Origin of the sequence: Pseudomonas fluorescens (genome assembly GCF_002837185.1) — a bacterium.
GTDB lineage: Bacteria > Pseudomonadota > Gammaproteobacteria > Pseudomonadales > Pseudomonadaceae > Aquipseudomonas > Aquipseudomonas fluorescens_AM.
Genome location: NZ_KZ477994.1, coordinates 1 through 18,019, shown reverse-complemented (window position 1 = coordinate 18,019; position 18,019 = coordinate 1). Strand labels below are relative to the sequence as shown.

Annotated in this window: 17 protein-coding genes; 7 read left to right on the top strand and 10 right to left on the bottom strand. The window is 61.4% G+C overall.

The window, feature by feature from the left end; genetic code table 11:
- Nucleotides 1-40: 40 nt before the first annotated feature.
- The 3 genes from CIB54_RS11615 to CIB54_RS11605 are packed head-to-tail and all read right to left on the bottom strand — an operon-like array spanning nucleotide 41 to nucleotide 3,003.
- A complete protein-coding gene (locus CIB54_RS11615) occupies nucleotides 41-337 on the bottom strand; it encodes a winged helix-turn-helix domain-containing protein (protein ID WP_101219850.1) in 297 nt (98 codons plus the stop codon).
- A 2-nt stretch (nucleotides 338-339) separates the two neighbouring features.
- Nucleotides 340-855: a M48 metallopeptidase family protein gene (locus CIB54_RS11610; protein WP_065949469.1), complete on the bottom strand. Its 516-nt coding sequence runs from the start codon at nucleotides 853-855 to the stop codon at nucleotides 340-342.
- 42 nt (nucleotides 856-897) lie between these two features.
- The gene (locus CIB54_RS11605; protein WP_101219849.1) at nucleotides 898-3,003 is read right to left on the bottom strand and encodes a putative bifunctional diguanylate cyclase/phosphodiesterase; all 2,106 of its coding nucleotides are present in this window, start codon (nucleotides 3,001-3,003) and stop codon (nucleotides 898-900) included.
- A gap of 312 nt (nucleotides 3,004-3,315) precedes the next feature.
- Between CIB54_RS11605 and CIB54_RS11600 the strand changes: the two genes are divergently transcribed.
- On the top strand, nucleotides 3,316-3,981 hold the full coding sequence (locus CIB54_RS11600; RefSeq protein WP_065885408.1) for a polysaccharide lyase family 7 protein: 666 nt from the start codon (nucleotides 3,316-3,318) through the stop codon (nucleotides 3,979-3,981).
- 494 nt (nucleotides 3,982-4,475) lie between these two features.
- Nucleotides 4,476-4,769 (top strand): fructose-bisphosphate aldolase, encoded by a 294-nt coding sequence (locus CIB54_RS11595; RefSeq protein WP_101219848.1) that lies wholly within the window; start codon nucleotides 4,476-4,478, stop codon nucleotides 4,767-4,769.
- Between the two features lie 60 nt (nucleotides 4,770-4,829).
- On the opposite strand, the gene fba is transcribed toward CIB54_RS11595, so the two are convergent.
- From fba to tkt, 6 genes are all read right to left on the bottom strand, one after another.
- Nucleotides 4,830-5,894, bottom strand: a complete 1,065-nt coding sequence (gene fba, locus CIB54_RS11590) for a class II fructose-bisphosphate aldolase (RefSeq protein WP_003177554.1) — start codon at nucleotides 5,892-5,894, stop codon at nucleotides 4,830-4,832.
- 270 nt (nucleotides 5,895-6,164) lie between these two features.
- Nucleotides 6,165-6,497 carry an MliC family protein gene (locus tag CIB54_RS11585; RefSeq protein WP_101219847.1) on the bottom strand — a complete coding sequence of 111 codons (333 nt, stop codon included), beginning with the start codon at nucleotides 6,495-6,497 and terminating at the stop codon, nucleotides 6,165-6,167.
- 60 nt (nucleotides 6,498-6,557) lie between these two features.
- Complete coding sequence (locus tag CIB54_RS11580; RefSeq protein WP_101219846.1) at nucleotides 6,558-6,785, bottom strand: hypothetical protein; 228 nt, start codon at nucleotides 6,783-6,785, stop codon at nucleotides 6,558-6,560.
- A gap of 31 nt (nucleotides 6,786-6,816) precedes the next feature.
- Entirely contained in the window at nucleotides 6,817-7,980 is a 1,164-nt protein-coding gene (locus CIB54_RS11575) for a phosphoglycerate kinase (protein ID WP_065949464.1), read from the bottom strand.
- 17 nt (nucleotides 7,981-7,997) lie between these two features.
- Complete coding sequence (gene epd / locus CIB54_RS11570) at nucleotides 7,998-9,053, bottom strand: erythrose-4-phosphate dehydrogenase (RefSeq protein WP_065949463.1); 1,056 nt, start codon at nucleotides 9,051-9,053, stop codon at nucleotides 7,998-8,000.
- Nucleotides 9,054-9,191: 138 nt separating this feature from the next.
- On the bottom strand, nucleotides 9,192-11,189 hold the full coding sequence (tkt, locus tag CIB54_RS11565; RefSeq protein ID WP_101219845.1) for a transketolase: 1,998 nt from the start codon (nucleotides 11,187-11,189) through the stop codon (nucleotides 9,192-9,194).
- Nucleotides 11,190-11,448: 259 nt separating this feature from the next.
- On the opposite strand from tkt, the gene CIB54_RS11560 reads away from it, so the two are divergent.
- The 4 genes from CIB54_RS11560 (at nucleotide 11,449) to CIB54_RS11545 (ending at nucleotide 16,023) form a co-directional block, all read left to right on the top strand.
- Nucleotides 11,449-12,444 carry an ArsR/SmtB family transcription factor gene (locus CIB54_RS11560; protein ID WP_065949461.1) on the top strand — a complete coding sequence of 332 codons (996 nt, stop codon included), beginning with the start codon at nucleotides 11,449-11,451 and terminating at the stop codon, nucleotides 12,442-12,444.
- Nucleotides 12,445-12,463: 19 nt separating this feature from the next.
- Nucleotides 12,464-13,654: a methionine adenosyltransferase gene (gene metK / locus CIB54_RS11555; RefSeq protein WP_065892428.1), complete on the top strand. Its 1,191-nt coding sequence runs from the start codon at nucleotides 12,464-12,466 to the stop codon at nucleotides 13,652-13,654.
- A gap of 271 nt (nucleotides 13,655-13,925) precedes the next feature.
- On the top strand, nucleotides 13,926-15,587 hold the full coding sequence (gene ligB, locus CIB54_RS11550) for an NAD-dependent DNA ligase LigB (protein WP_101219844.1): 1,662 nt from the start codon (nucleotides 13,926-13,928) through the stop codon (nucleotides 15,585-15,587).
- A gap of 40 nt (nucleotides 15,588-15,627) precedes the next feature.
- Nucleotides 15,628-16,023 carry a DUF1090 domain-containing protein gene (locus tag CIB54_RS11545; protein ID WP_101219843.1) on the top strand — a complete coding sequence of 132 codons (396 nt, stop codon included), beginning with the start codon at nucleotides 15,628-15,630 and terminating at the stop codon, nucleotides 16,021-16,023.
- Between the two features lie 6 nt (nucleotides 16,024-16,029).
- Here CIB54_RS11545 and CIB54_RS11540 read toward each other — a convergent pair whose 3' ends face one another.
- On the bottom strand, nucleotides 16,030-16,479 hold the full coding sequence (locus CIB54_RS11540) for a c-type cytochrome (RefSeq protein ID WP_101219842.1): 450 nt from the start codon (nucleotides 16,477-16,479) through the stop codon (nucleotides 16,030-16,032).
- A 127-nt stretch (nucleotides 16,480-16,606) separates the two neighbouring features.
- On the opposite strand from CIB54_RS11540, the gene CIB54_RS11535 reads away from it, so the two are divergent.
- A complete protein-coding gene (locus CIB54_RS11535; RefSeq protein WP_101219841.1) occupies nucleotides 16,607-17,800 on the top strand; it encodes a murein transglycosylase A in 1,194 nt (397 codons plus the stop codon).
- Nucleotides 17,801-18,019 lie beyond the last annotated feature (219 nt).

Here is an 18,019-nt window from a genome sequence, read left to right as displayed (position 1 = left end):
GGGCTTGCCCCCGATGGCGCCAGTCCAGCCAGCCCCTGCCTCAGGGATAACCCAACACCTGCTTGATCGCCGCAAGATTGGCCTCGATCCACCCCCGATCAATCGCCCCCCACTCACGAATCCGATAACCCCCGGCGTGATTGCGCGCACCCTCTTCCTGCTCGAACTCACACACAATATCCAGGTCAGCCAACGCCGCAATCGTGTCCTGCGCCGTGCGCCGGGGCATACCGGTCGCTTCAGTCAGCGCCGGGACGCTGCTGGCCTGCCCGCTGTCGATCAGGTACGCCACATACAGGCGACGGTAAAAGCTGCTCTTGGTCTTGCTCACATCCATGGTCAATCGCCTTGTGCTTGGGGCTTGCCCTGCAAATCGCGCCAGGTGAGGTACACCCGCAGGTCGAATTCCACCTGATGGTAGCCCGGCATCATGTGTTCACAGAGTTTATAGAACGCCTTGTTGTGGTCCGATTCCTTGAAGTGCGCCAGTTCATGCACCACGATCATGCGCAGAAACTCGGGGGCCGCCTCCTTGAACAGCGAGGCGATGCGGATCTCTTTCTTGGACTTCAGATTGCCGCCCTGCACCCGGGAAATCGTGGTGTGCAAACCCAGGGCGCGGTGGGTCAGGTCCAGGCGGTTATCGAACAGCACCTTGTCGATCGACGGTGCATTGCGCAGATGTTCCTGCTTCAAGGCCAGGGCGTAGCTGTACAGGGCCTTGTCGCTCTGCACGCCATGGCGCTCGGGGTACCGCTGCTCCAGGTAGGCGCCCAACTGGTCCTTGGCGATCAATTGGCGCACGTGTTCCTGAAGGAAGGCGGGATAGGCCTGAAGGTATTTCAACGCGGTCATGGGGGCTGCAATGTGATTCGGACGGCCGCCAGTGTAGCGAATTCACAGCGCGTGAGGGTGCGACCAACCGACAACGTCCTCGGCCATCAGCGGCGCCGCCGCCCAGGTGCCCTGGATGAATGAACAACCATTGGCCTTGAGCCACTGCGCCTGCTCAAGGGTTTCCACGCCTTCGGCGATCACCAGCACCTCAAAATGCCCGCACAGCTCGATGATGCTGCGCGCCATTGCAGCGTCCCGCGCGGAGCCTGGCAAACGGGCCACCAATTGCGGGTCAAGCTTGAGGGTGTCGAACGCCAGGTCGCGCAGATGGGCCAGGGAACAGCGACCCGCGCCAAAGTCATCCAGGGCGATACGCACCCCAAGCTCACGCAACAATTTGAGTTGCTTGGTCGATTCCTCAAGGTTACTCATCAGGCAGTCCTCACTGATTTCCACCTCCAGTTGCCGCCCGTGCAAACCGTGACGTTCGAGGACCTGCCGCAGTTGGCTGACCAGGTTAGGCGTATTGAACTGGCTGCTGCTCAGGCTCACGCTCAACACCAGCTCATCATCGAAAGACGCTTGCCAGACCTGGCACTGGGCGGCGACCTGCTGGTAAATCCAGCTGCTCAACTGGCTGATCAGCCGCGCCTCTTCCAGCAAGGGCAGGAACAAACCCGGCGGCACGTCACCGACGCTCGGGTGCTGCCAGCGCAGCAGTGCCTCGACACCCCGCAAGCGCCCATCCACCAGCGACACCTGAGGCTGGTACACCAGGACAAAATCCTTGTTTTGAATCGCGGTGCGCACACTGTCTTCAAGCATCAGCCGTGAGCGGGCTCGACCGTTCATTTCCTGGTCGTAATAGCGATATTGCTGACGGCCAGCGCGCTTGGCTTCGTACATGGCGATGTCCGCCGCGCGCAACAGGCCGCTCAGGTCCGAGCCGCAGTCCGGAAAGGTCGCGATACCGATGCTGACGCCGAGCATCACTTCCAGACCGTCGACCTGCTGGCACACAGACACCCTTTCGATCAGTTTTTCCGCAATTTTCGCCGCCTGCTCCGGGAATTCCAGCTCCAGCAATGCCGTGAACTCATCCCCGCCCATGCGCCCAAGAATGTCGTAGGAGCGCAAGCACGCCTGCATCTGCTCGGAAACCCAGCGCAGCACGCGATCACCGGCGTCGTGGCCCAGGGTGTCGTTGACTCGCTTGAAGCCATCCAGGTCCAGGTACAGCAACACCAGCGACTGCTCATTGCGCTCGCTGCGCGACAACATGTTCTCCACCGTCTGGTAGAAGCCTCGACGATTGAGCAGCCCGGTCAACGGGTCAGTCACCGCCTGGAACTCCAACTGCTGGTGCAGGTGGCGCACCTCGGACATGTCCAGCACCGTCACGACCATTGCCTTCTGCTCTGCGGGCAAGGGTGCGCAGGACAACGCCACCGGCACCTGTTGCCCGCGACTGGTGCGCAAAATGGCGTCGTGCAAGCGCCACGTTTGGCCTTTGCAGTAGGCCTCGTACATCGGGAACCCCAACCAGGCCGGCACATGGGGCTTTTGCAGGAAACTCAGGAAACTCTCGCCCTGCAACTCGGCCATCGTGGCATTGAGCAGCCTGGAGATAGCCGGGTTGGCGTACTGGATCACACTGCCCTCGCCCACCACCAGAATCCCTTCGGCGGCGTTGTCCAATACCGAGGCATTGAAGGCGCGGGCGACCTCCAGGTCATGGCTCAAGCGCTGCAGGGCACGGCGATTACGCTGATGTTCCAGCAGCGCCTGCACTTTGGGCTTGAGCACATGCGGGTCGAAGGGCTTGAACAGGTAGTCGATCGCACCGCTGGCATAGCCCTGGAGCACCGCGTCGTGAGACTGCGCATCGGCCGACAGAAAGATGATCGGCGTCATGCTCGTGCGCTGGCTGCCGCGCATCAGGCGCGCCACCTCGAAGCCATCCATACCGGGCATCCGCACATCCAGCAACACCAGATCGACGTCATGCACCAGCAGCAATTCCAGGGCTTGCAAACCGGAAGTTGCGGTAATCACCTGCCAGTCTTCGCGCTGCAACACGGCACAGATGCTGAGAAGATTTTCCGGGTAGTCATCGACCACCAGGAGAACTGAATGACCGTCGCCGAGGTTTGGAGCGCAATCCATGCTACGTCTCTTCCTTAAGGAACTGCACCGGTCACTTCGGGTACTTAAAACCGGACAAATAATGAGGCCTCACTCTAGCCCCGGTTATAAAAAAGCAGAAGTCACGTCGATGCCATCATCGCACCAAAGCCCGGGAAGCCGACTAACGGTAAGGCCCTGCAGCCCGCGTACCGTGGGCAACATGGCTTTTTGGCATTCCTCTGACGCCAATAAATTGCCAGCCAGTGTTTAACAACTTGGTTAACACCACCTATAAAGAACCTGTGCAGCCCTCGGGCTAAAGCGTTCACCCCTCGTCAAAAGGCCAACACCATGATCGACCTTTCCACCTGGAACCTGAGCATTCCGGTCGGCTCCCCGCCCACGACCATCGAAACCCCGAAGCTGCTCAGCGGCTTCAATGACCAGTACTTCCAGGCCGAAGGCAGCGATGTGCAGTTCTGGACTCCCGTTACCGGCACCCGCACCGAAAACGCCATCTACCCGCGCAGCGAACTGCGCGAAACCTACGCCGACGGGCGCCTGCGCAACTGGACCTACCCCGAGGCCGACAACTTCCTGCGCGCCACGCTCACCGTCAACCAGGTGCCGTCCAGCGGCAAGGTCGTGATCGGCCAGATCCATGCCTATGACAGCCAGAAACCACTGATCAAGCTGGAGTACCAATTCAAGGAAAAAACCCAGACCGGCAACATCGTCGCCAAAGTGCGCATGCGCCCGGATGAATCAGAAAGCAGGGTTATCACGGTCGCCTCCAACGTACCCCTGGAGAAGAGCTTTACCTATGTGATCAATCTCAACAAGGCCGGCTTGCTCAGCGTGAACGCGGCCGACAGCGAGTGGAATGATCGCATCGGCGCTGCCTGGGGCGACAAACCGCTGTACTTCAAGGCGGGGGTCTATGTGCAGGACAACAGTGGGGACAGCAAGGAAGGCGCACGGGTGACGTTTGCCAAGTTGGATATTGATCACGAGTAAAACGGATCGGCCCAGCTTATGTAGGCAAGGTCCGATAAACCCAGGGACCGTTCCCAGCCCTTGAACCCACTGCAGTCCACCTGTGGGAGGGGGCTTGCCCCCGATAGCGGAGGGCCAGCCGCCGACTGTGCATGCTGACACACCGCAATCGGGGGCAAGCCCCCTCCCACAGTTGTCCTGCCTGGCCTGAGGGGCTGGTGTTCGTCCTACAGCACCGTTGCGGCCAGACAGATGGCCGCTTATAGTTCGCTCCGTCGCTGGAATTGAACAGCGATAGGGTTTCGCAGCCCTAACGATACGTGTGTAACCAAGCATCATGAATACAACGATGAGCGCTTCGGCGCCCGTCGTCTGTTTTATGGTGGCTGTGTGTGGGAGACCTTCGGGTCTGCCGGGTTCCTCGTATCCTCGGTCTGCGAACCCGCACACAGCTACCACCCAATTCGTTTCGCAGCGAATGGCGGTAGTCCTTTCAGATACGAGGAATATTTGCCATGACCCAACAACTTCCACCCCGCCGCTTCACCCCCTGCACCGAAACCGCCACCGACTACCCCGTGCTGTTGATCGATAGCGAAGCCCCCCTGCTAGACCTCCACGCCTGCCTGCGCGAACGCCTCAACGCCGCCCTCGAACACCTCAACCTCATGGCCTGCTCCAGCCTGCCGGACTTCGCCGAGCGCGACCTGAACCATGTGGCCAATACCGCGCGCATTCTGGTGCAGGATGTCAGTGATGTGTTCCGCGTGATCGAACACCGTGGTTTCGATACGCCCCACGCCGCCTGATCAAAACCAAGGCAAAAAAAAGCCCGCATCGCTGCGGGCTTCTTTTCAAACGCCTGAGGCTCAGTTGACCTTGGCGTTCAACTCACCTTTCAAATACCGCTGGTACATCGCTTCCAACGAGATCGGTTTGATCTTCGAAGCATTACCGGCAGTACCGAACGCTTCGTAGCGAGCAATACATACGTCACGCATGGCGGTCACGGTGGCACCGAAGAATTTACGCGGGTCAAATTCGCTCGGGTTGGTGGCCATCAGGCGACGCATCGCACCGGTGGAGGCCAGGCGCAGGTCGGTGTCGATGTTGACCTTGCGCACGCCGTACTTGATGCCTTCGACGATTTCTTCAACCGGTACGCCGTAGGTTTCCTTGATGTCGCCGCCGTACTGGTTGATGATCGCCAGCCACTCTTGCGGTACCGAGGAAGAGCCGTGCATCACCAGGTGGGTGTTGGGGATGCGTTTGTGGATTTCCTTGATGCGATCAATCGCCAACACGTCGCCGGTAGGCGGCTTGGTGAACTTGTAGGCGCCGTGGCTGGTGCCGATGGCGATGGCCAGGGCGTCGACCTGGGTCTTCTTGACGAAGTCGGCCGCTTCTTCCGGGTCGGTCAGCATCTGGCTGTGATCGAGCACGCCTTCGGCGCCGATGCCGTCTTCTTCACCGGCCATGCCGGTTTCCAGGGAGCCCAGGCAGCCCAGTTCGCCTTCAACCGACACGCCGCAGGCGTGAGCCATGGCCACGGTTTGTTGGGTGACGCGGACGTTGTATTCGTAGTCGGTCGGGGTCTTGCCGTCTTCGCCGAGGGAGCCGTCCATCATCACCGAGCTGAAGCCCAGTTGGATGGAGCGCTGGCACACGTCAGGGCTGGTGCCGTGGTCCTGGTGCATGCACACCGGGATGTGTGGGAATTCTTCGATCGCAGCAAGGATCAGGTGACGCAGGAAGGGCGCGCCGGCGTATTTGCGCGCACCGGCCGAAGCCTGGACGATCACGGGGGAGTCGGTCTTGTCAGCGGCTTCCATGATGGCGCGCATCTGCTCAAGGTTGTTGACGTTAAAGGCTGGAACGCCGTAGCCGAACTCGGCTGCGTGGTCCAGCATTTGACGCATGCTGATAAGTGCCATTGTGTTGTCTCTCCCGGTCGAGGGTCGTTAATCGTGCAAGCCTGCCGTAGCGGCGGCTGCTATTCAAGTTATTGCAGATCAAGGGGTTGAGCCTTGTGCTGCTGAATCGTTATTGCTGGTGTAGCCGACTCAAATTCCAAGTTGAAACCGAATCAATGTGGGAGGGGGCTTGCTCCCGATAGCGGTCAGCCTGACACCCAAGTGCTGACTGACACACCGCAATCGGGGGCAAGCCCCCTCCCACATTTGGATCTCATCTCATGACAGATCTCAGTTGGCCTTGCAGCCGCGCCCAATCAGGTCATCCGTGGCCACCCAGTACACCAGGCCTTCCTCACCCTTGGTGTGAAAGGCCAGTTGGCCATCGCTGTACAGCACGCCCGATGCCGCCACGTCCTGCTTGAGGCGGTAGACCTGATCCGAACCGCCAAGGCGTACATCCACTTCGGAACGGGCCGCATTGGCAAAGCGCCAGTTGACCTCGGCTTTGCTGTCGCAGGTCCAGGTGGTCCACTTGTCGGCAGGCTCTGCCTTGTCGAACATGCTCATGCTGCTGCAACCGGCCAACAGCGCCAGGGTTACCAGGGCGAAAACGCCTTTCATTGCCAATCCTCGCAGGGCGACCTGGGGCCACCATTGCTGTGGGTTAGTGGATCAGACCCGTTAAGGGCAACCCTGTTCCTGACCGTTGGGCGCGGAGTCGTATTTCTCCAGCCGTTCGTTGCCGATGCGCTTGTTGATCACCGGCATGGTCTCGGCTTGCCAGTCAGCCTGGTAGCAGCTTTTTTTAAGCGGTGCCGAGGCCTTATCCGCCTCCGGCGTCGCACTTGGCGTGCTGCCGCAGCCGGCCAACAGGCCCGCTGCGATCACCAGTGCCAACGACTTGACCATGGGAACGCTCCTTTTCCTGATCACGCGCGCCTTAACCCTTGGCCCGGGTTTCCAGCACTTCCACGGCCGGCAGTACCTTGCCCTCGACGAACTCGAGGAACGCACCGCCACCGGTAGAAATGTAGGAGATCTGCTCAGCAACGCCATATTTATCGATGGCCGCCAGGGTATCGCCGCCGCCGGCGATGGAAAATGCGGAGCTTTGCGCGATGGCTTTGGCCAGCACCTTGGTACCGTTGCCAAACTGATCGAACTCGAATACGCCGACCGGGCCATTCCACAGGATGGTCTGGGAGGCTTTCAACAGTTCAGCGAAGTTGGCTGCGGTTTGCGGGCCGATGTCCAGGATCATGTCGTCGTCGGCCACGTCAGCGATCAGCTTGACGGTCGCCTCAGCGCTTTCAGCGAATTCCTTGGCGACCACCACGTCCACCGGCAGCGGCACGCTGACTTTGGCGGCGATGGCACGGGCGGTGTCCAGCAGGTCCGGCTCGTACAGCGACTTGCCCACCGGGTGACCCGCTGCAGCCAGGAAGGTGTTGGCAATGCCGCCGCCGACGATCAACTGGTTGCAGATCTGGCTGAGGCTGTTGAGCACGTCCAACTTGGTGGAGACCTTGGAACCCGCGACGATGGCGGCCATCGGTTGCGCCGGAGCGCCCAGGGCCTTGCCCAACGCGTCCAGCTCAGCGGCCAGCAGCGGGCCGGCCGCGGCGACCTTGGCGAACTTGGCCACGCCGTGGGTCGAGCCTTCGGCGCGATGGGCGGTGCCGAAAGCGTCCATCACGAACACGTCGCACAAGGCTGCGTACTGCTGGGCCAGTTCGTCGCTGTTCTTTTTCTCGCCCTTGTTGAAGCGCACGTTTTCAAACAGCACGATGTCGCCAGCTTTCACGTCCACGCCACCCAGGTAATCTGCGACCAACGGCACGTCACGGCCCAGGGCCTTGCTCAGGTACTCGGCGACCGGCTTGAGGCTGTTTTCGGCGGAAAATTCACCTTCGGTCGGGCGGCCCAGGTGGGAGCAGACCATCACGGCCGCGCCTTTTTCCAGGGCCAGCTTGATGGTCGGCAGCGAGGCCAGGATTCGCGCATCGCTGGTGACAACACCGTCCTTGACTGGGACGTTGAGGTCTTCGCGAATCAGTACGCGCTTACCTTGCAGATCGAGGTCGGTCATCTTCAACACGGTCATGGGTCGCAGTTCCTGAGTTACTGTTGAGGTTGTTTGGAGGCCACTTGCAGATAATGTTCTGCAACGTCGAGCATTCGGTTGGCAAAGCCCCATTCGTTATCGAACCAGGCCAGTATGTTCACCAGCCTCGGGCCGGAAACGCGGGTCTGGCTGGCATCGACAATCGCCGAATGCGGATCATGGTTGAAATCGCAACTGGCATGGGGCAATTCGGTGTAGGCCAGCAAGCCTTTGAGCGGGCCGCTGCTGGCGGCGTCGCGCAGGATCCGGTTGACCTCCGTCGCATCGGTGTCGCTGACGGTTTGCATGGTGATATCCAGGCAAGACACATTCACCGTCGGCACCCGTACGGCTTTGGCCTGGATTCGTCCGGCAAGTTCCGGCAACAGTCGCTCGATGCCGCGGGCCAGGCCGGTGGACACCGGAATCACCGACTGGAATGCCGAACGCGTACGGCGCAGGTCTTCATGATGATAGGCGTCGATTACCGGCTGGTCGTTCATCGCCGAGTGAATCGTGGTGATCGACACGTAATCCAGGCCGATCGCCTGATCCAGCAGGCGCAACAACGGCACGCTGCAGTTGGTGGTGCACGAGGCGTTGGACACCAGCAGCTCAGCACCGGTCAGGCAATCCTGGTTGATGCCGTAGACGATGGTGGCGTCCACATCCGCCTCGCTGGCCATCGGCTGGGAAAACAGCACGCGCGGTGCGCCGGCGTCGAGAAAACGCTGGCCATCGGCACGGGTGTGGTAGGCACCGGAGCATTCCAACACCAGGTCGACGCCCAACGCCGCCCAGTCGATGCCCTCGGGGGTGGCACTGCGCAGGACTTTTACGCAGTCGCCATTGATATGCAGACAATCGCCATCGACCCGCACTTCGCCGGGGAAGCGGCCGTGGGTGGAGTCAAAGCGTGTCAGGTATTCGATGCTGGCCATGTCGGCCAGATCGTTGATCGCGACAATTTCAAACCCGGCCGCCGCCCCTCGCTCGAACAGCGCACGCAAGACGCAACGACCAATGCGGCCGTAGCCGTTGAGTGCAACTTTGTAGGGACGCAGTTGGGGCATGGGGTTCTCGATCAAGGTTAGTTCGGTGTTGAATGTTCTGACGCCATCGCGGGCAAGCCCCCTCCCACATTGGACCGCAATCCAAAGGTGGGAGTGGGCTTGCCCGCGATGGCGCCAGGGCAGACAACGCAGACTGACTTAGTCTTCCAGCAGTTCTTCAGCCTGGCCCAGGATGTTTTCCAGGGTGAAACCGAACTCTTCGAACAACGCTGGTGCCGGCGCCGACTCACCGTAGGTGGTCATGCCGATCACGCGACCTTCCAGGCCCACGTACTTGTACCAGTAGTCGGCGTGAGCCGCTTCGATGGCGATACGCGCGCTGACCTGCAACGGCAGCACCGATTGCTTGTAGCCGGCGTCCTGGGCTTCGAACACGCTGGTGCACGGCATGGACACAACGCGCACGTTGCGGCCTTGCGCGGTCAGCTTGTCGTAGGCCTGAACGGTCAGGCCCACTTCGGAACCGGTGGAGATCAGGATCAGCTCCGGCTCGCCGATGCAGTCCTTGAGCACGTAGCCGCCACGGCTGATGTCGGCGATCTGTGCGTCGGTACGCACTTGGTGCTGCAGGTTCTGGCGCGAGAAGATCAGCGCCGAAGGGCCGTCCTTGCGTTCGATGGCGTGCTTCCAGGCCACGGCGGATTCGACCGCGTCGGCTGGGCGCCAGCAATCCAGGTTCGGCGTGGTACGCAGGCTGGTCAGTTGCTCGACCGGCTGGTGCGTCGGACCGTCTTCGCCGAGGCCGATGGAGTCGTGGGTGTACACGTGGATGACGCGCTTCTTCATCAGCGCGGCCATGCGTACGGCGTTGCGGGCGTATTCCATGAACATCAGGAAGGTCGCGCCGTAAGGCACCAGGCCACCGTGCAGGGACACGCCGTTCATGATGGCGCTCATGCCGAACTCGCGTACGCCGTAGTACATGTAGTTGCCGCTGGCGTCTTCAGCCGAAACACCTTTGCAGCCTTTCCACAGGGTCAGGTTGGAACCGGCCAGGTCGGCGGAACCGCCGAGGAACTCAGGCAGCAGCGGGCCAAAGGCGTTCAGGGTGTTCTGGCTGGCTTTACGGCTGGCGATGGTCTCGCCCTTGGCCGCGACTTCGGCGATGTAGGCCGAGGCTTTTTCCGAGAAGTCGGCAGGCAGGTCACCGGCCAAGCGGCGTACCAGTTCGTTGGCCAGCGCCGGGAATTCGGCGGAGTAGGCCGCAAAACGCTGGTCCCACTCGGCTTCGGCGGCCAGGCCTTTTTCCTTGGCGTCCCACTCGGCATAGATGTCGGCCGGGATTTCGAACGGGCCGTGGTTCCACTTCAGCGCTTCACGGGTCAGGGCGATTTCCGCGTCACCCAGCGGGGCGCCGTGGCAGTCTTCTTTGCCCTGCTTGTTCGGCGAACCGAAACCGATGGTGGTCTTGCAGCAGATCAGGGTCGGCTGAGCGCTCTTGCGGGCGGTGTCGATGGCGATCTTGATTTCTTCCGGATCGTGGCCGTCGACGTTGCGGATCACCTGCCAGTTGTAGGCTTCGAAACGCTTAGGGGTGTCATCGGTGAACCAGCCTTCGACTTCGCCGTCGATGGAGATGCCGTTGTCATCGTAGAACGCGATCAGCTTGCCCAGGCCCAGGGTACCGGCCAGGGAAGCGACTTCGTGGGAAATGCCTTCCATCATGCAGCCATCACCCAGGAACACGTAGGTGTGGTGGTCGACGATGTCGTGGCCGGGACGGTTGAACTGCGCGCCCAGGACTTTTTCCGCCAACGCGAAGCCCACGGCGTTGGCCAGGCCTTGGCCCAGGGGACCGGTGGTGGTCTCGACGCCTGGGGTGTAGCCGAATTCAGGGTGGCCGGGGGTGCGGCTGTGCAGCTGGCGGAAGCTCTTGAGGTCATCGATGGTGACGTCGTAGCCGGTCAGGTGCAGCAGCGAATAAATCAGCATCGAGCCGTGGCCGTTGGACAGCACGAAGCGGTCACGGTCGGCGAACGATGGGTTGCTCGGGTTGTGTTTCAGGTAGTCACGCCAAAGTACCTCGGCGATATCCGCCATGCCCATCGGGGCACCGGGATGGCCGCTGTTGGCTTTTTGCACGGCATCCATGCTGAGGGCACGAATGGCGTTGGCACGCTCACGACGGCTGGGCATCGCTGATCTCCTGGGGTTTGCTGAAAAGAAACGGAAAAAAGGACCGGCATTTTCCCTCAGCCACCGCCTGCGGGCAATGACAGATAGTCACTTGAGCAGGTTTTTCCTGCGGTTTGCGCGCCGATCCCCTGCAGAATTCCGGTGCGGGTTCGTCTAAAGGCAATAGCGGGTGCTTATAACTGCCACTTATCGATCAATATCAAAACTTTTTGATATTGACCTTGCGGCGATTACCACCCATCACTAGACTGCTGGCCTTATGAACCTACCCGTGCCCTCCCTGCTTCCCGCCGACGGCGATGAACTGGCAGCCCTTTGCAAGGCTGCGGGTGATCCGTTGCGCTTGAACGTGTTGCGCGCACTGGCCAATGATTCGTTCGGCGTACTGGAACTGGCGCAGATCTTCGCTATCGGCCAGTCCGGCATGAGCCATCATCTGAAGGTACTGGCCCAGGCCGACCTGGTGGCAACCCGCCGCGAAGGCAATGCGATTTTTTACCGCCGCGCCCTGCCCCACACCGAGTTGCTCGGCGGCAAGTTGCACGCGGCGCTGCTCGAAGAAGTCGACAACCTGGGCCTGCCCGACGATGTGCAAGCACGGATCGCCCAGGTGCACGGGCAACGCGCTGCCGCCAGCCAGGACTTTTTCTCCCGGGTCGCCGACAAGTTTCGCGCCCAGCAGGACCTGATCGCCGGCTTGCCCCAGTACCGCGAAAGCGTGCTGGCGCTGTTGGACAAGCTGAGCTTCAGCGATAAGGCCACGGCATTGGAAGTGGGCCCTGGCGACGGCGGTTTTCTGCCGGATCTGGCACGACGCTTCGGGCAGGTGACGGCACTGGACAACAGCCCGGCGATGCTCGAACTGGCCCGCCAGTTGTGTGAGCGCGAAGCGTTGGCCAATGTCAGTCTGCAACTGGCCGACGCCCTGAGTGACACCAACCTGCAGGCCGATTGCGTGGTGCTGAACATGGTCTTGCACCATTTCGCCGCCCCGGCCGACGCGCTCAAGCAAATGGCCGGGTTGTTGCACCCCGGCGGCAGCCTGCTGGTGACGGATTTATGCAGCCACAACCAGAATTGGGCCAAGGAGGCCTGCGGTGATCTCTGGCTGGGTTTTGAACAGGACGATCTGGCCCGTTGGGCCACCGCTGCGGGACTCGTTCCCGGGGAAAGCCTCTATGTAGGTTTACGTAATGGTTTCCAGATTCAGGTCCGCCATTTTCAGCGACCGGCTGGCGACACTCACCATCGGTAAATATCAGGAAAACATCGAGATGAGCGAATACTCCCTTTTCACCTCCGAGTCCGTGTCTGAAGGGCATCCGGACAAAATCGCCGACCAGATTTCTGACGCGGTGCTGGACGCCATCATTGCTGAAGACAAGTTCGCCCGTGTGGCGTGCGAGACTCTGGTGAAAACGGGCGTGGCGATCATCGCCGGCGAAGTCACCACCACGGCCTGGGTCGACCTGGAACAGATCGTGCGTGACGTGATCACCGACATCGGCTACACCAGCTCCGATGTCGGCTTCGACGGCGCGACCTGCGGCGTGATGAACATCATCGGCAAGCAGTCCCCCGACATCAACCAGGGCGTCGACCGCGCCAAGCCTGAAGATCAGGGCGCGGGCGATCAGGGCCTGATGTTCGGCTACGCCAGCAACGAAACCGACGTGCTGATGCCCGCGCCGATCACCTTCTCCCACCAGCTGGTCCAGCGCCAGGCCGAAGCGCGCAAATCCGGGCTGCTGCCGTGGCTGCGCCCGGACGCCAAATCCCAGGTAACCTGCCGCTACGACGGCGGCAAGGTGGTCGGTATCGACGCCGTCGTACTGTCCACCCAGCACAACCCGGACGTGTCCTACAAAGACCTGCGCGAAGGCGTGATGGAGCTGATCGTCAAGCACGTGCTGCCGGCCGAACTGCTGACCAAGGACACCCAGTTTCATATCAACCCGACCGGCCAGTTCATCATCGGTGGCCCGGTGGGCGACTGCGGCCTGACCGGTCGCAAGATCATCGTCGACAGCTACGGCGGCATGGCCCGCCACGGCGGCGGTGCGTTTTCGGGCAAAGACCCTTCCAAGGTTGACCGTTCCGCCGCTTACGCCGGTCGCTACGTGGCCAAGAACATCGTCGCCGCAGGCCTCGCCGAGCGTTGCGAGATCCAGGTGTCCTACGCCATTGGCGTAGCCCAGCCTACTTCGATCTCGCTGAATACCTTCGGTACCGGCAAGATCAGCGATGACAAGATCGTCAAGTTGGTGCGTGAGATTTTCGACCTGCGCCCTTACGCGATCACCACCATGCTCGACCTGCTGCACCCGATGTACAAGGAAACCGCAGCCTACGGCCACTTTGGTCGTACCCCTGCGCAGAAGACTGTCGGCGACGACACCTTCACCACCTTTACCTGGGAAAAAACCGACCGCGCCAACGACCTGCGGACCGCTGCCGGTCTGTAATCGCTCGCGGCTGCCAAAGCCCCGCCGGGTTCGCCCGGCGGGGCTTTGGTTTTTTCAAAGGTTGCAACAAAATCGTTGAAACCGAGGCCGAAGTCGACGCGGGCCAGTAAAAGCAGGGCGCCGAGACTGACAACAACGACGCGCCGGGCGCGTTGTGCAGCCTGTTCAGGCAAGCAGAAACACCCGGTAAAAAGCCCCGCTCGGTCGGGGCTTTTTTGTGGCCGTGCGGATCACTTAGGCTGAACACCCTTTCCGAGCAAGGATGCTCACGATGCGCTTGTTGATGGTTCTTCTGATCAGCTTTCTACCGTGCTGGGCCTGGGCCGAAGACTGCCCCGATGATGCCCGATCACAAATCGACACGTTGGCCAGGCAGGTCAACCAGTGGGATGACGTCTACCACCGACAGGGCCAATCCCCCATCAGCGATGAACTCTACGACCAGGCCCGGCGTCGCCTGGCCCATTGGCGCAAATGTGCACTGCAACCCACACCCAAGGCTGACAATCCGCTGGCGAGCGCTCGTGGCACAGTCCGCCACCCGGTCGCGCATACCGGCCTGGAGAAGCTGCTGGACGCGTCCGAGGTGGGTGACTGGCTCAGCACCCGACAGGACGTATGGATTCAACCCAAGGTCGACGGAGTCGCCGTGACCCTGGTGTATCGCAAAGGCCAATTGCACCAACTCATCAGCCGCGGCGACGGCCTGCTCGGTCACGACTGGTCAGCGTCCGCGCGCAGAATCCCGGGTATCGTCCAGCAACTGCCGGAGCCCGTCGATGCCGTACTGCAAGGCGAGCTCTACTGGCGCCTCGACGGCCACGTACAGTCTGCACACGGCGGGCTCAACGCGCGCAGTAAAGTGGCTGGCTTGATGAACCGACGGCAATTGAGCGACACCGAGGCAGGCGGGATCGGGCTGTTCGTGTGGGCCTGGCCCGAGGGGCCGGCCAGCTTCACCGAGCGTCTGGCCACGCTGGCGCGGTGGGGGTTTACCGACGGCCAGCGGTACAGCCAGTCCATCGCCAGCATCAGCGATGCCACCCGTTGGCGTATGCATTGGTACAACTATCCACTGCCGTTCGCCAGCGATGGCGTGGTGTTGCACCAGGCGGCGCACGCTCCCGCCAAACGCTGGAAAGCCAGCGCACCCTACTGGGCCGTGGCCTGGAAGTACCCGGTGACCAAGGCGTTGGCGCTGGTGCGCAAGGTACAGTTCAGGATCGGGCGTACCGGGCGTATCACACCGATTCTCGAACTGGACCCCGTGTGGCTGGATGATCGGCAAGTCAAGCGGGTCAGCGCAGGCTCGCTGAAAAACTGGCAGAGCCTGGATATCCGTCCCGGCGACCAGGTGTCCATCAGCCTGGCCGGCCAGGTCATTCCCCGGCTTGATGAGGTGGTCCTGCGCAACAAGACCCGAGCGCAAGTGCCAGTACCCGATGCTCGCGACTTCCATGCCTTGAGCTGTTGGCAACTGGACCCTGGCTGCGAGGAGCAACTGCTCTCGCGCCTCACCTGGCTGAGCGGCAACCAGGGCCTGGCCTTGCCCCATATGGGCCGTGAAACCTGGAACGTATTGATCCAGGCGGGTCTAATCGCAGGCTTTCTCGATTGGTTAACCCTGGATGCGGCAGAGCTTGCTAACATTGATGGCTTCGGCGAACGCACCCGTGAACGGGTGCTCGACAGTATTCACAGCGCCCGCAAACGGCCTTTTGCACAATGGCTCAAAGCATTGGGGGTGCCGCCCGCGGCGCGCAACAACCTGGAGGGCGACTGGCATACGCTGGTCGCCAAAGACACCCAAGCCTGGCTGGCCTCTGATGGCATCGGCCCGGGACGCGCAGCGCAACTGAGCGCCTTTTTCCGCGACCCGCAGGTACAGGCATTGGCTGAAATATTACATGGAGCCGGCATAGACGGTTTTTGAAACCGGCCCGTCCCTCTGATTGCTACCTTGGAGCCCTTATATGAAATTTCTTGCCCCTCTCGCGTTACTGACAGCCGCAAGCTTCATGACCACGCCGCTGTTGGCCGCCGACGAAGCCTCCCAACTGACAGGCTGCGCTGCCAAGCGCCAAGCCATCAGTACCCAGATCGAACAGGCCAAGGCACATGGCAACAGCGCCCAACAGGCCGGCCTGGAAAAAGCCCTGAGCGAGGTCACCGCCAACTGCACTGACGCATCGCTCAAGAAAGAGCGCGAAAACAAGGTGCTCGATGCCAAGCACGAAGTCAGCCGCCGTCAGGCCGACCTCGACAAGGCCATGAAAAAAGGCGATGCGGACAAGATCAACAAGCGCAAGGACAAGCTCGCCGAATCGCGCAAGGAGTTACAGGATGCAGTGGAAGAACTCGACCAGTAAAACCGGTCAATGGTCCCGGAACTGCTTATGGCAAGCGCTGCAGGCATCTTCGACTTTCTGCACCGCAGGTTGAAGGCTGTCGGCCTTATAGGGCTGGACCTGGCTTGCGATCACCAATTCACCGGTGGCCGCCTCAAGGTCGCGGGCCAGTTGCTGGAATTGCGCCTGCTTTTGCCACACCTCGTCCCTGGCACTGGTGTGGTCCTCTTCACGTACGCTTGGGAAGTGCTGCCAGGGTTGATGGGCCAACGCGTCCAGCTTGACCGCGCCGTCGGCAAACCGGCCGCCGTCGAAAGGGATACGCCCGCGCAACATGCCGCCCAGGTCTTCACTGGTCTTGAGCATCTGCTTGAAGATCGCCTTGCGCTGGCCCAGGGGCGAGTTGGGGTCAACACCGCCGCAGGCGGACAAAGCCAGGCAGGCCAGCAATACAACCGTCATATGTTTAAAAGTCATGGAGGCTCAGGGTCACGGAAAACGGCGGTCAGTATCCCCGCCTCGTCCGTAAAGACCAATAGCCCTATTAATAATAAGGGTTGCCCAACGCGATAAAGCCCGGGCAATCGCTTCAGGAATTACGTGCATGAATGTCAATTGGAAACCCTGGAGCCGCCTGGCGTGGGCTCTGCCGATGATCGCGCTGCTGGCCGGCTGCGACGTGGGCAAGGACGCGGGCAAAGAGCCTGCCAAAGAAGAAGCCACCCAACCCCATGCCGTCGCCACTTATGTGAGCGCTCCGTGGGAGGCGCTGCCGTCCGTTTCCGACAGCGATTTGCTGGCAGGCTTCGAATCCTGGCGCAGTGCCTGCCAGCGCCTCAAGGCCGACCCGGTCTGGGGTGCGACTTGCGCAGCCGCAGCCGGCGTGCCGGGCGATGCAGTGGCGGTTCGCGGGTTCCTCAAAGAGCGCCTCGATGTATTTGGCCTGCGTTCAGCCGACAACACACCGAACGGCCTGATCACCGGCTACTACGAGCCGGTCTACCCCGGCAGCCTCACCGAAACCGCCACCGCGCATGTGCCGGTGTATGGCGTGCCGGACGACCTGATTATCGTCAACCTGGAATCAATCTACCCGGAACTCAAGGGCAAACGCCTGCGCGGTCGCCTGGAGGGCCGCGTGCTCAAGCCGTATGACGACGCCGGCACCATCAACGACCAGGGCTCGAGCGCCAAGCCGATAGCCTGGCTGACCGACCCGATGGACCTGCAGTTCCTGCAGATTCAGGGCTCCGGGCGTATTCAACTGGCCGATGGGCGTCAACTGCGTGTGGGTTATGGCGACCAGAACGGTTATCCCTATCGCCCTATCGGTCGCTGGCTGATCGAGCACGGCGAGCTGAAAAAAGAAGACGTGAGCATGGGCGCGATCAGCGCCTGGGCCAAGGCACACCCGCAGCGCATCCCGCAGCTGCTGGCGAGCAACCCCAGCTATGTGTTCTTCAGCGCCCGCCCCGACAGCAATGAAGGGCCGCGCGGCTCGCTGAATGTGCCATTAACGGCGGGATACAGCGTGGCGGTGGACCGCAAGGTGATTCCGCTGGGGAGTTTGTTGTGGTTGTCCACCACCAAACCCGACGGCTCGCCGATCGCAAGGCCCGTGGCAGCCCAGGACACCGGCGGCGCAATCACCGGAGAAGTGCGGGCAGACCTGTTCTGGGGCACGGGCGACGCAGCAGGCGAGTTGGCGGGGAACATGAAGCAACAGGGACAGATCTGGATGCTGTGGCCCAAGGGTACGCCGCTGCCGCACGTGCCGGATGCACCCGCTGGCACCTGACAGCCATAGGTATCTACACAACGCTGCAGCGCCCAACCGTAACCACGATGCGCAGCGAGTCGGTAACCACGATGCGAAGCGAGTCGCCCTTGATCTTGATCTGGCTTTTGATCTTGATCTCAGGCGCCCCGTTAAACCACGCTGGCCGAACGCAGGCTTGAATCCGTGGGTAACCCGGCAGGACGCCGGGTTAGCCGCACTGGGCCATGGATGGCCCAT